The sequence below is a fragment of the Dyella sp. PARNA 12/25 genome, assembly GCF_055702865.1.
In genome coordinates, this window is the sequence record NZ_JBVQCI010000003.1 from 322,620 (window position 1) to 338,453 (window position 15,834).

General features: G+C 61.8%; 14 protein-coding genes. All 14 read right to left on the bottom strand.

What is annotated here, in order from left to right:
• Window position 1: 1 nt before the first annotated feature.
• From AC0GUR_RS09215 to AC0GUR_RS09280, 14 genes are read right to left on the bottom strand one after another with little or no spacing between them, the layout of a single operon-like run.
• Window positions 2–2,215 carry a hypothetical protein gene (locus tag AC0GUR_RS09215; protein ID WP_472877161.1) on the bottom strand — a complete coding sequence of 738 codons (2,214 nt, stop codon included), beginning with the start codon at window positions 2,213–2,215 and terminating at the stop codon, window positions 2–4.
• Window positions 2,215–4,944: a putative baseplate assembly protein gene (locus AC0GUR_RS09220; protein ID WP_472877162.1), complete on the bottom strand. Its 2,730-nt coding sequence runs from the start codon at window positions 4,942–4,944 to the stop codon at window positions 2,215–2,217. The genes AC0GUR_RS09215 and AC0GUR_RS09220 overlap by 1 nt, the downstream gene beginning before the upstream one ends.
• Window positions 4,941–7,496: a putative baseplate assembly protein gene (locus tag AC0GUR_RS09225; protein WP_472877163.1), complete on the bottom strand. Its 2,556-nt coding sequence runs from the start codon at window positions 7,494–7,496 to the stop codon at window positions 4,941–4,943. Before AC0GUR_RS09225 ends, AC0GUR_RS09220 begins: the two co-directional genes overlap by 4 nt.
• Window positions 7,493–7,864, bottom strand: coding sequence for a GPW/gp25 family protein (locus AC0GUR_RS09230; protein ID WP_472877164.1), 372 nt, complete (start codon window positions 7,862–7,864; stop codon window positions 7,493–7,495). Before AC0GUR_RS09230 ends, AC0GUR_RS09225 begins: the two co-directional genes overlap by 4 nt.
• Window positions 7,865–7,868: 4 nt before the next feature.
• A complete protein-coding gene (locus AC0GUR_RS09235) occupies window positions 7,869–8,192 on the bottom strand; it encodes a hypothetical protein (protein ID WP_472877165.1) in 324 nt (107 codons plus the stop codon).
• A gap of 44 nt (window positions 8,193–8,236) precedes the next feature.
• Window positions 8,237–8,785 (bottom strand): phage baseplate assembly protein V, encoded by a 549-nt coding sequence (locus AC0GUR_RS09240; protein ID WP_472877166.1) that lies wholly within the window; start codon window positions 8,783–8,785, stop codon window positions 8,237–8,239.
• A 5-nt stretch (window positions 8,786–8,790) separates the two neighbouring features.
• Window positions 8,791–9,921 carry a hypothetical protein gene (locus AC0GUR_RS09245; protein WP_472877167.1) on the bottom strand — a complete coding sequence of 377 codons (1,131 nt, stop codon included), beginning with the start codon at window positions 9,919–9,921 and terminating at the stop codon, window positions 8,791–8,793.
• Window positions 9,914–10,261, bottom strand: coding sequence for a LysM domain-containing protein (locus AC0GUR_RS09250; protein ID WP_472877168.1), 348 nt, complete (start codon window positions 10,259–10,261; stop codon window positions 9,914–9,916). Before AC0GUR_RS09250 ends, AC0GUR_RS09245 begins: the two co-directional genes overlap by 8 nt.
• A 29-nt stretch (window positions 10,262–10,290) precedes the next feature.
• Window positions 10,291–10,947 carry a hypothetical protein gene (locus tag AC0GUR_RS09255; RefSeq protein WP_472877169.1) on the bottom strand — a complete coding sequence of 219 codons (657 nt, stop codon included), beginning with the start codon at window positions 10,945–10,947 and terminating at the stop codon, window positions 10,291–10,293.
• Window positions 10,944–11,225 (bottom strand): hypothetical protein, encoded by a 282-nt coding sequence (locus tag AC0GUR_RS09260; protein ID WP_472877170.1) that lies wholly within the window; start codon window positions 11,223–11,225, stop codon window positions 10,944–10,946. Before AC0GUR_RS09260 ends, AC0GUR_RS09255 begins: the two co-directional genes overlap by 4 nt.
• Window positions 11,222–13,171, bottom strand: a complete 1,950-nt coding sequence (locus tag AC0GUR_RS09265; protein ID WP_472877171.1) for an ATP-binding protein — start codon at window positions 13,169–13,171, stop codon at window positions 11,222–11,224. Before AC0GUR_RS09265 ends, AC0GUR_RS09260 begins: the two co-directional genes overlap by 4 nt.
• Window positions 13,168–14,433 carry a Pvc16 family protein gene (locus AC0GUR_RS09270; protein ID WP_472877172.1) on the bottom strand — a complete coding sequence of 422 codons (1,266 nt, stop codon included), beginning with the start codon at window positions 14,431–14,433 and terminating at the stop codon, window positions 13,168–13,170. Before AC0GUR_RS09270 ends, AC0GUR_RS09265 begins: the two co-directional genes overlap by 4 nt.
• Window positions 14,430–15,134: a hypothetical protein gene (locus AC0GUR_RS09275; RefSeq protein ID WP_472877173.1), complete on the bottom strand. Its 705-nt coding sequence runs from the start codon at window positions 15,132–15,134 to the stop codon at window positions 14,430–14,432. The genes AC0GUR_RS09270 and AC0GUR_RS09275 overlap by 4 nt, the downstream gene beginning before the upstream one ends.
• The gene (locus tag AC0GUR_RS09280; RefSeq protein WP_472877174.1) at window positions 15,131–15,784 is read right to left on the bottom strand and encodes a T4 family baseplate hub assembly chaperone; all 654 of its coding nucleotides are present in this window, start codon (window positions 15,782–15,784) and stop codon (window positions 15,131–15,133) included. The genes AC0GUR_RS09275 and AC0GUR_RS09280 overlap by 4 nt, the downstream gene beginning before the upstream one ends.
• Window positions 15,785–15,834 lie beyond the last annotated feature (50 nt).

Sequence of the window (15,834 nt, forward strand, 5' to 3'; positions counted from 1 at the left end):
CTCAGGTAACGAACAGGGGTGCTGCCTCGCGGCCGAAGGGCAGATACTCCTGCAGTCTGATTTGCAGGTTTTTCAGCGCTTGCGGTTGCTTGAGGTGGCTATAGGCGCCCATTTCGGAGCCGTCTTGCGCGCCTTGACGAATCTGTCGTGGCGCATGCAAATGCAGCTGCAAATAGGCAGGTTGTCCGTAGTTGCGTTGGGTGAAAGAAGGCAGCAGCCATGACACGACGTGGTCGTGGATGGCTTTGACTTGTGCATCTGAAAGCGGCGGGCCGCTGCCGGTGGCCTTGTCGACTTCATTGCTGATTTCGAGGTCGGGCTGACAGCGATAGCGACGTGGGGTGCTAGACCCATCTGGCACGAAACTGAAGCGCACGCAGCCTTGCTGTCGATGCAGCGTCGACACCACGCCGGTAAACAGTGCTTCGGTTGCCGTAAGCAGCTGACGGAAAGAACTCGTGCCCACCAGCGTGCTGCGCTCGATCCAGACGGGTGGTCCCCAGTTGGGTGTGCCACTCAGTCCAGTCACGGCTGGTCCATTCACACCGTCGATGATGCTGTCGAGCACCCACAGGCGGCTGTTTTCCAGCGGCGCCATTTGCACGGAACCGCTGACGCTGAAGACAAGTTCGATATCGACTGGCGTATCTGCGTTCTCTGCGACCAGGCTGGGCAGCACTGGCGACGGCGGCGCAACGTCGATGGCAAGGCCAGGCACGAGCGTCGTGTGGATGAGCCGTAAGCGCAACAGGCTGTCGGCAATCTGCACGGCGCCTTCGATCAGCAGTCCCGATAGCGAGACCGTCGATGTCGGGTGTGCGCCGTTGATGGTTACTGAGCCTTGCAGGTGTGGCCAATGCTGGTCGGCGGCCTCAATGGTCACTGTGCCGGCATCGACCGGTTCGATATCAATTGATTCCGCATAAGTGGCGCTGTCCTGAATCGAGATCAGCACCTCCTTGACGCCGGCCGCAGCGGTCAGGGCTGCCGAAATCGTAGCGTAGGTGCCGCCGGTGCCAACGGTGAACACTTGCAGGCCCGGCATGGTGCGATTGAGCAGCCAGTTCTGCCGGTCATAACCGCCGCCGCCCAGGTTTGCCGGAAAACCACGGAAGCTACTGACGCGTACCTGCTTCGGCCCGGAAAGGCCCGCTGCCGCCCATGCCGTGCCGAAACTCAATCGACCGAGCGCAACGTCAACGCCGACCATGTTCGCAGGCGGCTGTCGCCATTGCGAAAGATTCATGCTTTGAATCTGCGCAATAGGCACTGCCGTGCCATCCGCCACGATAAAGAAGCTGCCGGCGGGCACGCCGGGCGTGGGCAAGTCCAGCCCGAAACGTCCGTAGTATTGCGAGTACGGTGCGGTGCTTCCGGCGGCCGCGTACTGAGTGAGATCGTCGTAGAACGCCGCGGGGCGAATGGGGCCGGGCAGCAGCGGTTCGGCGCTGGGCAGCGTGGCATCCAGGCTGGATTGCCAGCGAGTGAACATCGGTGCGTCCTGGCCTAGTGCGCTGACATGAAAGCCGCTGCCTCCGCTGCTGGTATCCGGTCGTGCGGTGGCTTGGTAAAGCGGGGAGCTGAAAAGCCGCCACAGGAAGATGCCGACGTTCGGGATGTTATGCCAGCCTTCGAGTTGGCGCGGTGTGCGTACATCCACCACGCGCGGCGCGGTATCGAAGGGGCCGTTGATCCGATCGATGTCGGGAATGCCACGCAGGTCCGGCGCGTAGAAGCTGTCGAGCCGCACGTGGTTGCGTACGCACTGTGTCCAGGCCAGTGTCACGAAGAATTCGCGTACATGTGCTGCCCAGCCGGTCACATCGGACGAGAGCTGCTCCAGCATGGGCAGGGTGGTCTTGCGACGCCGGTAATAGATGGTCTTGGCGACATCCGCACGCGAGCGCAAGCCGATGCCGGGGAGAAAAGTCGGACCGACCAGGTCGGTGGTCAACGCTGCGATGGTGGTGGAAAGAGCGATACGTGTCTCGTCCGTCAGCGGCGTCGCCTGCACCAGATCCCCGATATAGGGCACCACCCAGGGTGCACAAGTCTCGATAAACAGGTTGTCGTAGTTCTGTGCGAGGTCCTCCTCCAGCGTCGCTACCTGATCGACAATCACCGACAGAAAGTCCTTGAGCGCACCGCCCTGCAACGCGTCACGCGAACGCGTCCACGCCGGCAGCAGGGCATAGACTGTTTCGATGTCGAACATCAGTTCATCGCTCCCATGTTGGCGAGAGGCCCTGGGTCGAGCGTCAGCAGTTCGGCCGGCGCGGCAGCTTGTCCGCCCGATGGTGCTGCTGCCGCTACCAGCAACGGATTGAGCCCGGGTGTGTCACCGCTGCGATAGAGCTGGGTGATCTGTACGGCCTGGACACCAGCCACGTTCTGAGCCACCTCCAGTACCTCTGACAAGCTGACCCATTGGCCGAAGTCGCGCGCCTGAAAACTGAAGGCTGACCGCAATGCATGGGTCACTGCCTTCTGCGTGTCAGTCAGTGCGGTGGGATCCACCGGCAGGATGTTGATGCCAAGTTGGAAAGTGATGGGCGTGTAGCTTTGCAGGCTGATCGGCAAGGTGACATCGCCAAAATTCGCCAGGGCCGCGGCGAGGTTGCCGGCGAGCTGGCCATCCGATGGCACCTTGGCGCCATCAATGCCGGCCAGCGTCAGCACCACGCCGCGCACGGAGCCATCCCATGTCCATGTCGCCAACGCCTTGGTGATGCCGGCAAAGCCGCGCGCGAAGTTTTCGTAGTCCTTGATGGATACCGCGCGACCCAGGGTCGAGACGCTCAGTGGAGCATTGGCGCGTGCCTGTTCCTGCGGTTCCGCGTCGGCACCGTCGATGGCCGGTAACGGATTGGTGACTGACTTCAAGCCAAGCGGCCGGCTCAGCAGCACGTTGACCTGACCCGCATCGACATTGCCACCACTGCCGATGCCGGTGCGATAGATCGCCCGCACATTCATGGAGCCGGTGGCCAGCCGCGCACCGTAGGTCACACCATCGCCAAACAATACGCGTGTATTGCCCGCATCGTCGCGACGTGTCGTAAAAACATTGGTACGCGGGCCTTGGGCATACAGCGTGTCGACGAATGACCATTCGACATCGTTGCAAAAAACCCTGAGCGTTGACTTGATGCCGCTTGGTGTCGCCGCTGCGACATAGGTCAGTGGTGGTTGTTTCAGTGTGAAACTCTGGAATGGCGTCGATGCGTCACCATTGCCCAAAAGCTCTTGCACGGTCTGTCCGGCGGTGGCGGAGGCGACATTGGCGTAGACGATGACCGAGGCGCGATCGAAGGCGTGCGTCAATGCGGTGGCCACGTCGATGTAGGTGTGCAGCATGTCGTCCGCGTCGTACGTATCAGCAATCGTGGTGAGGTCGGCAAGTACCGGGTCCGCATCGGCGGGTGGCGTCCACGGCAGTTGCGTGTCGTCCGTGGTCACCGTGCCGGTAAACCCGTCCATGGTCTGCAGTGTGTAGGCACGCGAACCGTTGGTCGCTTTGGCACCGAGACTCATCACGAATAGCTGTTCACCGGACACAAGCGTTCGCGCGCTTGACGAATCCAGTGCCTCCAGGCTCAGCGTCACCGCCGATGGCACGGTCACCCGCGCGCGCTTGCCGGCGACGATGATGGACTGCCCGGCCACAAGTCCGGCGACCCGGCTGCTCAGTTGAATCGTTCCGGTATCCAGCGGGTCGACCAGAGGGCGTTCAGCCAGCGGAATCAGCTCGCTCTGTACGTAGGCCGCGGCCTTGCGAGGCGAAAACCAGTCGATGTGTTTTCCTGCAATGCCGAGGCGCGTGACGCGTCCGGTCAGCGCATAGGCGGCCATGTTGGTGTCGGCAGTATCAGTCACCTGGTAGAGCTGGGCCGGGGGCTTGACGTTGGCGCCCTCCTCGGCGAGCACGATCCACGATGCATTGGTAATTTGTGAATACACCGCGTCGAGGTAGATGTGCGTGGTTCCTGCCGCCAGTAGCGCATCGGCCCATTGGGTTTGGTCGGCGTAGATGCCTTGGATGAAGTGGCTCCAGTTGCTGGGATCGCGTTCGCCGATGCGCAGGGCTACAGGCAAGCTGGCCCATGCAGGCGCGTTGTATCCGAATAGCGATGCTTGTCGCCGTAGCGCATAGACGCGTGGCAGCGCGGCAGGCACTTCCGGCGGCGTAGGCGCTACGGGTATTTCCAGGGTGAGGTGCGTGATGCCGCGTTTGGCGTCGCTATCCACCGAGGCAATGCGCCGGAAATCCCAGTGGTCGCTCTTTGGGTCAAGCACCTTCTCGCTACCCACCAGCACCAGCGGGTCGCCAGGCTTGAGGCTCAATGAGGTGCCCTGCAGCCAGATCTCCGCATCGCCTTTGTGGGGAATCGCGGTTTCCGTTAGTCGCACAGTCAGTGCACTGAAAGCAGCCTGCGCGGTCATCGCTTCGATGGATTCGAAAGCTTGCGCTTGCTGCCCCGGCCCCGGCGTACTTTGAACCAAAGTACCGCTCGGCAGACTCAACGTGGTCGGCGAGCCTGCCGTGGTATCCATGCCGAAAGCGAGCGTGGTATGCGCTGCCACGCCAGGGCTGAGCTCGTAGCCGATCAGGCGCGCCAGTTCGAGAACGGAGCGGCGCTCCGTCGCCGTGCGCAGATACGACTCCTGCGCGAACTGTTGCTGATAGAACGTGTGGATGTCGGCCACGATGGCGAATGCATCCAGCACCGCCACGGAGAAGTCATCGCTGGTGCGTGCGGTCAGCGGCACCAGGGCTGGGCGGTCGGTATCGGACAAGCCAGCCAGCATGCTGCGCAAGAATGTGGTGTACGTGCCGATGCGCACGGAGATCGAGGGCAGGCCTGGTCGATTGCTGATGCCCGACGGTGTTGATGCGGTCACGCCCGCGCAGGCGCCGCACGGTGTCGTCGACAAGGCGCTCATTGGCCACCTCGCACCATCAGGTTCAACACGCCGTGGCTCGGATAGCTCGGATCATTGTCGCAGCGCGGTATTTCCGTTTGCGCGAACGTCAACTTCCACCGTTCCAACCCGTCGTTGCTTGGTTGATAGAGCCGCTCGAATCGCGTGATGTCGACGGCATCCACACCGGGGACGGACTGAGCGAGTGCATAGAGAGCACTTAGATAAAGCGTTTCGCCAAAGGTGTGCTGATTGGGATTGAAGAATGCGTCCGTACCGTCCGCTAGCGTTCCCATGCCGAAGAGCAATCGAAGCTCGCGCTCGATATCGGCGCGGAACCATGGCGATTGCACACATACCTGCATATCGATGCGCAGCGGCACCATGCTTGGTGCATTGACCTGAAGATCGTGGCCGATCACGCGATAGCGTTCCAGCCAGGACCTCATGGAGGTGGTGAAGGGCAAGTCCACGGTCAGGCCATTCGGGCGATCGACTGTGTCGAACACGGTGTACCAGCTGCCAGTCCAGCGGAAATCGGCCGACGCTGCGGACACCAACGGATTGCGCAATGAGACGGCGGCGTAATCCGCCGGAGTCACCGCGCGCTCCTGCACCAGAAAGGCTGCGGGTGCCGCCTGGCGGACGCTCTCAATGGTTTCCGGCTCAACGCCACCCAAGGCGGGCATAGGGTTGGTGACGGTTTGAACGCCAGGCGGCAACGCGCCGGTCAGGGGCGCCACGATGTTGGCGATGCTGCCAGCGCCTACCAACCCGGCTGCGCCGTTGCCCACCCGATACGCGGCGGAGAACGTGTCGCCAGCGACAGGCCGCGACCCATACTCGTCGTCGCCAAAGCGCAGGCGCGCCAGCATGTCGCTGTCGATCTCGACCACGAAATCCGGTGACGTGGGGTGGCTTTCCAATAAGTCGTGACGCGCCGTCCAAAGTTCGGTGCCGCCGGCTCCTGAGCTGGCAAGCGCGATGGCCGGAACGGTATTGGCGATGTCCCATTGCATGGCGGCACTGGCTGCCGCCGTGGGGTCAAAGGGCAATAGCGCCGCCTCTGGCTCGCCCTCGAACACGCTATCAACGATCACTTGCCCTTGTTGCGTGAGCGGCCACTGCGCCAGCGCGGGGTTGAAGCGGGCAGGGATGGCGTTGGGGGGCGATGGTTGGCAAGGATCGCCTGCACAGGCGGCAACGGCGTATAGCGAAGGCTCTGGCATGGCGCCAAGGCTTTCCACGCTTTGACTCAATCCATGATCCGCGAGCACGACATTGCCCCAGGCGATACTCACGTTGTCCAGCGGCACACCGCCATGCTCGGTGTCGGTTACCGACGAGATGCACAGGGGGAAGGTCAGCGCATCGGCGTTACCCCAGGTGATATCGATGATCGACGTACCGGTGACCGGGTCGGTCTTTGCTGGCTGTCCTGGCAGCGGGTCCTGGGTGACCACACGCAGCGCCTGTCGGTGAGAAGTATCGGCATCGGCGGCGAGACTGGTGGTTGGGCTGCGCATCTCCTGTACCAGCAATACGCGGCCACGCAGGTCGATGTTGGTGGAAGGTGCGAGCAGGGTGGCGCAAGTGCTGCCTTTCGGCAGGCAGCAACGGGTGTCGCCCCACGTATAGAAGTCGAGGCTGTTGAGTTCGCTGTACAGCGTCAGGTCGTGCATGGTTTCGAAGCACGTTGGCGCCGTCGAAAGCGCCGCGTTGCGATGGGGTAGATCGATCACCGCGTCGTTCGTTACCTTCGTTACCAGCAGGCTGCCCGGCTGAGGTGGAAAGCTGCTCGCCTGAGGGCCGGACAGGGTTTTGCCATCCGCGGTCGACGCTACGGTCAGCACGATCCACGCGCGCGCGTTGCATCCGTCATGCATCGCATAGTCCACCAGCTTGGCATGTCGACGCACAGAAACGCGGCGTCGCGCGGTGCCAAGGTAGGCCTCTGTGGCAATGGCGTCTTGCTGATAGCTCAAATGATCGGCGACATACGCCAGCACCTCGACCAGTGCAACGCCGGGATCAGCCTCGCCACGCTCGGTCCAGCTCGGCGCCGTGACGCTCATGCGATCGAGCATTTGCTGGCGAAATGTGGCGTAGTCCTTGGCCATGTAGTCGATGGGCGGCAAGGGCTCGGCCGGAGGTCGACAGCACTCCGTTTGTTGGCAATCGATATCGGTTGGGCACTCCACCTTGAAGTTGAAGGTGATGCTTGCCAACAGAGGGTCGAGCCCAGTCAAGGGATTGCCGCTGGAGTCGACAATATGCAGCGAATAGGAAGAAAAGTCGCCATACGCACTGAGGTGCAGTACGGCGACGGTGCCGTCGTAAGTCACCTGATCGACCACGATGCCGACAATGCGCTCACCGCCGGTGATGGTGAAATTGGCGGGTGTCAGCCCGGTCGGTGGCGGGTTGTTGATGAAACCCACGCGAAGTTGGCGCTGCCGCAATAGCGGTGTAGGTGCCTCCAGATCCACCACGTCCAGCCAGTCGATGCCATTCAAGCCGCTGCCGCGCACCAGCGTGCGGCGATTCTGGTCGCAGCACATATACATGGTCATGGCGATGGCACCGGCGACGTAAAGCTGGCCGTGCGTTGTTCCTGCGTCAGCCGGTTGAGGTAGACGATGTCGATGACCAGCTCATCGTCCTGCGCGGTTACGGTGAGATTCTGCAGAAGGATTTCCTGTGCCATCCAGCGCTGAAGCGCACCCTGAATCAGAAACTGCACCGTGGCGGCTACCGTGTCTGAGGCGGGGCCGAACAGCAGTTGCGGTACGCTACACCCAAAGCTGGGAATGTTGACGCGCTCGCCGGCACAGGTCATCAGCACTTGCTCGATCATGTCGCGCAGGTGCGTGTCGTCATCGGTTGTGGCGGTGCGGCCGCGCACATCGAAGTGGTAGGGAAAGGCGATGTTTCCGCTCATGGCATCACATCCCGGTGGCTCTGACTTGGGTGCTTACGACGATCAGGGGTGTTGCGGTCGGCACGCAAAGCGCCTGGCTATCGAGTAGTAGCAGTGGTTGTCCGTTACTGGTGATGCGCAGCGCGCTGGTGACAAATTGCGCCGTAACGCAAGGGCCGTTGCCTGCCGGTGGTGGCGGGAATGCGCAGCCGGCGATGACATACGGGCCGGCTATGGTGGTGGTGGGCATGCCACTGACCAGCACGCGCGGGTTCGGCACCGTTGGCTGTGCCATGCCGCCGTGCGTGCAGGTCACCACCGCGCCTTGATGCAACAGGAATCCGGGCATGCGTATTCTCCTGTCCAATCCGCTGCTGGCTGCTCGCCGTCGTTCTAAATCACCACCAATGCACCTTCATTGATCGTCACCGATGGCCCCACCATGGCAATCGATGCGCCTTGTCCGTTCTGGATGATGATGCCGGTCTCGTTTACCGTGATGGATGCGCCGGTCATGCTCTTGATCATGATCCCGCCCGTGGGTCCGGGCAGATCGGAGATGGAGAGGCTGTTCTGCAACGGGGTTTGCATGGTGATCGCCGGTACAGGCGGTGGTGATAGCAGGGCCGCTGCAGGCACTTCGGCCGCGCTGCCCCAGTAACACCCCGTCCAGATGGGATAGTCCGGGTCACCTTGCTCGAACTCGATCCACACGCCTGCGCCAACAATGGGTACGCAAAATGCACCCGTCTGAATGCCGCCCCAGGGCAAGCACGGCATGGCCCACGACGTCGGCAAAAAGCCGGACACATCCGGCACCAGGGCCATGATGCGACCGATCTGCATCGGGTCGACGTTGTTGACGACGGTGCCACGGTATTTGCCGTAGTAGCGCCCTGAACCAAGCGCAGTCATGCCACCAGATGTCTCTGTCTCGGCCATGTCGCTTACACCGGTATGTTTGAGAACGTGGAAAGCAATCCATTGCGCACTAATGAAAAGCTTTGCTTGTACTCCCCGCGTTTGATCTTGTGGGTCACCTTCTTGACGTAATGCAGTCCGTCGAATGCAGGGCCTACGCCGCGCACACCCACCAGGCGCCGAGCCTTGAGTGGCTGCCCGTAGCGCAAGACGTCCAACGTGCCATCGCCAAATACGCAGTCGGATGATTTCGCCGCCTTGGTGAGTGCGATCACAATGCCTTGCAAGACGGAATACTTGGCATTGCCCTTGAGCAGATCGATCTGCGGCGGAATGGGCGGAATCAAGCCAAGCGGCGGATTCAGTGGCGTGATGTCAGGGATGGGAATCGGAATGGGAACCTTGGTAAACGGCTCCTGCACCATCACGACCGGCATCACCTTGGCGTTCTTGTCAAAGCGGAAACTGATCTGCTCGATGTTGGTCTCTGCATCCATGTTGAGGTTGAGTGCCGGCTGCGGCTGTCCAACGCGAATCTCGGGGCCCCAGTAGGCGTAACTCATGCCAGGCGTCGAGCTCGGCTCGATGCAGAAGATGTAACCCACCTCGTCGGCCAGTTGCCGGACATAGGCCAGGTCCTTGCCTTGCTGGCGCGGAATGGTCTGGATGGGCAGTGGCACGTCGAGCAGAATGCTGGGGATCACCATCGGCACCAGGCCAAGCACCGCATACTTTGCTACCACCAGGGCTACCCGTGCTTCGCGCGGCATCGCGGGGTAGGGGATGCCGGAGAAGTCGATGATGCTCATGATGTTCGCCAGATCCGTGCCTTTGACGGTGAGCGTGCTGTGTCCGTCTGCCGTGCCGGGGCTGAACTGGTGATCGGTCATCACGCCATCCATGATGACTTCGGAGTTGCCCGCGACCGTCACCACAATGACCACGCGCGTGAACGGAATGGCGCCGCCGCCAACCAGCAGAAACAAGGTTTGCAGTGGGGAGTTGTTGCTTAGCGTGAATACCAGCTCGAAGCCGCTGGGCTCGTTGCCTGAGTTGGCAACAACCTCTACGCTCACCAGGGCATCGAGCACGCTTTCGGGAACCGGCATGGGTATGCCCGGCCCGATCATCAAGGTGAGATGCACGCCCTTAAGCACTGGTCGCTCCCGGAATACCCGCCGGCAAGGTGATGCGCAAGGTCTCGCCCGCGGTGTCGGTGAGTTCATCCGGCCGCAACACGCCATTGGCATCGCACAGGCGCCAAAACAGCAACGGATCGCCAAGGTATTGCGCCGCAAGTCGGTCTAGCCTGTCGCCTTCGCGCACGGTGATAAGTTGCAGCGTGGCAAAGGCTGTGGGTTGCGGCACAACGCGGCGGGTCAGGCATGTGACGGTAAGGCCAGTTTCCGTGGTTACCTGCTTGGCTGCCACGCCGTAATACCGACTGTTCTGCGGGTATGCCTGCGCCGGAAGGCCGAGCGGGGCCAGCATACTCATCAAGCTGTTCGACGTGTTCGGCACGCTGCTCACGAGAGACTCCCCAGGCCAAGCGCGGACAGTGTTGCCGCCGGACCTTTACGTGCCAGGTTTTCCTTCTGCTGCTGGTACACCATGTAGAGACTGGTGCCGCGGTGATCGAAGGGAAAATCATCCACGGACAGCACGCGCATGCCGAGCGACACTTTGGCGCGAATTGGATGCAGCGAAGGATCGAAGGCCTCCTCGGTGACGCTGAAGTCGGTCAGTCGCACAGGCACGATGCGGCTGCTGTTCCATACGAACAGCGTCAGGGGTGCCTCCATGGGTGCAATTTCCAGCACCCCGGATTGTGCCAGCGCATGATTGGCGAGCAGGGTCTGGCTGGATGGATAGATGATGGTTTCCAATACGGCCAGTTGCGGCAGCAGGCCTACTTGCACGGCCGTCTGGTTCTGGTCGGGAAATTCAAGCTGATCGGTGGCATCCAACTCGGCATCGAGTTTGAACGTCTCGATGGGTGGTCCCTTCAGACGCAATGGTTCGGAGCGGTTGTGTTCTTGCGTGGCTACCGACTGGGCCTGCAGTGTGCGCGTAATGCTGTCGGGGTTGTATTGAAGGGAAATGACACGCAGCATGGCGCCGCTGTCGGCGTCGAGCATTACGATGCCGCCCTTGATGAGTTGTGGCGAGCCCGAAAAGCTCATGGGCGCCCTCCGCGCATGGTCGCGACACTTCGATGGATGGCGGCCCCGATAGCCTTGCCATCGCGCCGGGCCTGGGAAGAGAGCGTCACTGAAGGTGCGACCAGGCGATCGATCGCGCCGCCCTGGGTCATCATCGCCGTCGCCTTCGACGACCAGGAAGCCGCAAATCGCTGCTGCAGCTCTGCTTGCACGGCGTCGGCGATGGCGTGCCGACTGGCAGCTTCGAATCCGTGCAGAACCAGCTCGTCGATATGGATGCGAACGGTGGTTACGCTCATACCCAGTCTCCGGTCTCATTGCGGCTGAAGGGTCTCTTGATCTTGGCCGACTCGATCTCGGCCGCCGCGCGCAAATGCGGCATGGCAACGGACTTACCTTCGCTTGCCGCGAGGAAAGCAGCAGTGAGCGCGACATTCCGGATTGTTCCGCCAGAAAACTGCAGGCGCGCGAGCTTGTCGGCACGCACGCCGTCGAGTGGCGTCTGCGCAGGAAAGATGCGTTGCCAGATGCGCTCACGCATGTGTGCATCAGGGAAGGGGAATTGCACGATGACGCGAAGTCGGCGCAGAAACGCCTGGTCCAGCGAGCCTTCGTTGTTTGTGGTGAGAATGGCCAGGCCGCGATAGCTTTCCATGCGCTGCAGCAGATAACTGATCTCCAGGTTGGCGTAGCGGTCGTGGCTGTCCTTGACCTCGCTGCGCTTGCCGAACAGTGCGTCCGCCTCATCGAACAGGAGCACGGCGCCGCCTGCGTCGGCGGCGTCGAAGATCTGCGAGAGGTTCTTCTCGGTTTCGCCAATCCATTTGCTTACGATCTGGGATAGATCGATGCGCCACAGATCCAGCTGCAGGGCGCCAGCGACGATTTCCGCCGCCATGGTCTTTCCCGTGCCGCTGGCTCCACAGAACAATGCGGTGGCGCCCAGGCCGCGCGCGCTGTGTTCGGCGAAGCCCCAGTCATCGAAGACCTGTGTGCGGTTCTGCAGGTGCGAAACCAGGCCTTGCAACAAGCTGGTCTGCGTCTCCGGCAGGACAAGATCGTCCCAACGTGCCCGTACAGGAACGGGCTCTGCCAGGCCGGCGAGAATCACGGCGCTTTCCTCACGGCATTGGAGCCAGAGTAGCTCCGCAAGATCTCTCGTCATGGCATCCGATCCCGCCGCCTCGATGCCGGCTTCGGACTCGCTGATGCTTTCGCGCAGCTGCTGCGCAACGCGTCGCAGTGCGGTGGGCGACAAGCGGAACTGCCCCATCGCGCGCTCCAGGGCGCCGGCGTGCAAGGGGATGTCGTGCAATGCATCGAGCCACATGCGTCGACGGTCTTCGCCCTCGGGCGGCTTGAGCGAAATCAAGTGTGGCCGACGCGGCAGCCATTCACGCACCGGATGCCGAACGATAAGGATGGGCCCTCGGTCGATCCGCTCGACGATATGGGGCAGTTTGTCGTGGCTGTCGCCGACATCCAGCAACAAGCAGCCATTCATCAGCTTGAGGTCGCGCTGCAATCTGCGCAGCTGCACGTCAAGCAACTCCGGCACGGCCGACAAGTCGCACGCGGCGACGCAGACCAGTTCCAGGTCGGCGTTGGTGCACAAATGCATGGCTGCAGCGCGCAGCTCTGTCGCATCAGCGCCAATGAGCTCCAATGCAGGCAACGCGCCGCCATCCTCAAGCTCGCCAGGCCAGCGATGGGCGAAGCGGTGCAAAGTCTCGGCGTGATTGGGCGCGAGGGCATCCACAGGGGGCGATGACCTCACCAGTGGCACCAGGGCTTCGTCGATCTCGACCAGGCCGAGCAGGTGGTGCAGTACCGGCTCGGTGATACGTATGCGGCTGGTGACGACACTGTCTGCGCTTTCCAGTTCAATCAAGCATTCGTGGCGTAGCGCTGCGCTCGGGCCGAGTGCGGACCAGTGGCCGTCCGGCAGCAGCGATAGCGCCAAGCCAAAGCTTGGCCATGGCTGCGCATTGTTGTCTTGGCGCTTTGCGCAAGCGGGCCCGATTGAGCCATCCAGCTCCTGCGCCGCACAGAGCAGGAGCACGCTCGCTTCAAAATGTGACAGCCTGAACACGCGGGCCAGACGAGCGAGACTCGGTACCGAAAGCGGATCCACCGGCGGCGTGTCGGACTCCCCGCGCAGGGTGGCGCGGAGCACAGCAAGCGCGGATGACAGGGCTTGCTGGTTCTCCGTCAGCCAGTGTTCGGAGCGCGTGAGTACCGTCATGGCGGCACCACCTGGCTTGAATCAAACACGGGCGGAGTGACGGTGTTGTTCACGAGGATGCTGTCGAGGCCGTCGACGCGCAGGCGTATCCAAGGCTTGTTGACGGCGCTGAACAGCGTGGCGTCAAAGGTGAAGATCAGTGTGTCGGTCGAGTCGCCCACCCACTGGGCCGGAAACACTTGCTGGCTGCCGATCAGTGCGCTGACCTCCTGGTCTTGCCACACCTTGGGTGCGCAGGTCAGTGTCAGTACCTTGGCGTTGACAGGGCCTGCTGTCATCATCGTTTCGATCGATGGTGCCAGTGCTAGTGGCAACACATTTGTTGCGCGCTGGTCCACACCGGTACCGACAAGGGCTTGAACGTTGTACAGCCCCGCGCGCAGTGAGTCGGGGGCGGCGGCGGGCGTGGGCAGCTGCACTGTGAGCGTGGATGCATTGGGGGCGACGGCAGCCAATGACGTCTGCTCAGAGGTCGTGGTGTTGGTAAGCACCACGGTTGCCGGCCCATCGGCGAGATGAAAGCCCGAGAGCGTCAGCAATTCTTTGAGGCGAACCGAAGACTGTTTGGCGGGAGGTGTCGCTGCCGTCAAGGTGGGCAAGGGTGGCAGCATGTCGGCATTGACCATGACGCCGGCGGCATCTTTGCCGATCGTCAGTACGGGCAGTGCAGACGTGACCGGTTGCGGATCCTCAATGAGCACCACTGAAACGTGGTAAGCCATCGAAGGCCGGTAGGTGGTCTGCAAGGCCATCCACAGCTTGGACATTTCCTCCGTGTCCATCACATGCGGAACAATCTTGATCTGCTCGATTTGTTGCAGCAGATCGGCCGGCGTCATGAAGCTCACTTCCGGTGGCGCTGGCGACAACGCGTTATGGATCGATTGCTGGGTGAGTATGGGCACTTCATGCAGATACTGCGCCGCGTACCCAAGCAATACGTCGGCATAGAGCTCCTGCTGACTGTAGGCGGTGATCAGGTAGTAGAGATCAACAGCCAACACGGGATTGTTGATGCGATTGCCGACGTTGTCGCGGCTGGGCAGGTTGGCATTGCGCCAGCCGGCATTCGGCGTCACGTGATACATGAACAGGTTGAGCTGATCGGGCAGGTTCTTTTGATCGGTGTCGATAAGGTCCGGGGCTTTTGCAGTGACCGCGACCGGACCTTGTGCACCGAGATTCACATGATCCACGATGCCCTGATGCAACAGATAGCGCAGGGTCGCGGTGACGCCGGCAATGGCGAGATCCGTGCTCATCGCTTGGTGGTGCCGCGCAAGTAGTCATCAAGGGTTCGGCGCGGCAGTTCGTGGCGCGGCGACGGTTTTGGCGCTGCCGGCGCTACCGCGCGAACATCCACACGTCCGATCGTTACGTGCACCACCGTTTCATTCTTCTCGACGGTGCGTGCGGACTCAGCGGCGGTCCTGGCTGACTGCATACGCAGTGGCAGTGGCATGTCAGGCGAAAGGGGTATCGCTTGCCGGATCGTCAGCGAATCGGCAGGAAGTGGCTTGTCGGTGATGGCGCCCGATGTGGCGGGGTGCGCTGGATAGTTGTGCACTTGGTGATGGTTGCCTGGGTCTACTGAGCCTTCGCTGGATTCCCATATCACCTCATGCCGAAGCGGCGAATGTGCTGATGAAACAGTCGGTGGCATGCCATCACGCGAGAGATCGCCGGGTAAGGGGGCGGCGTGATACGCGTCATGAGTCGCGTCGGAGAACAGTGGATTTGAGTGGCGAGAGGCCCTCGGGAAGTCAGGCTCGCTCACTCCACCTGGCGGCTGGTGCTGGGTGCCGGTAGCCGGCGCAGCAGCCACATCTGCGTCGAGCGCAGCGCCATTCGGGTTTGACATCTCGTGACCCGCCATAGGCTCATAGCGGCCGGGCAGGCGCGGTTGCACCGTCGGCAGCTCGCCACGGCTCTGTGCCACCAGTCGCTCCAGATAATGACTCACCCACAGATCAGGTCGAGATAGACCTGCCTCCGTGTGGGTGACAGCAAAAGAATCTCATTCTCCGACCAGCCGTAAGCGCTGGCGATGGTGTGCACGTCACCCAGGAGGCGCGCGATCCAACCTTCGATCTCGCGCCAAAGAAACGCAGCAATGTCAAACGCGAGGGTGAACGGATGTCCGCATGCCTGGCACGTCAGCGCAAGTCTCGGCTCCGCAAGGGGGTCCATGCGCGCCATTTCGGCGAGCAGTGGTTCCGTGAGTTGCGTGGCCTCTTCGAGATCGATGTCATGCACGCAAGCACACAGGAGCTTCGCTTGTGCGTCCGCCGGAGAGAGGCTTTCGTCCACCGCTTCCAGGTCTTCAAGGGTAGGCAGGCGAAAGTGCAGAACTTTCCCGTTGATCTCCAGGGCACGGACACTATTCGGGCGCTCCTGGTCATGGTACGTGACGAGAAAATCCTCGACATGCATGGTGACGTCCAGCTTTGACCCGCACGAAGGGCAGGTGGCAATGCCGGCGATAGCCGAGCCAAACAGAGAGCGCCGAATATTCAGGAGGTGGGCATTGGTTTCGCCGATAGATGGTGCCGTCTGCGGTGTCGTGCTCGGGCTCAGGGTTGACAGCAGCCGTGCGCGGCGCAAGGCAGGCATCCGCCTCCCGTCCTCCCAGATCGCAAGTAGATCGGCTGCATTCACCGTAA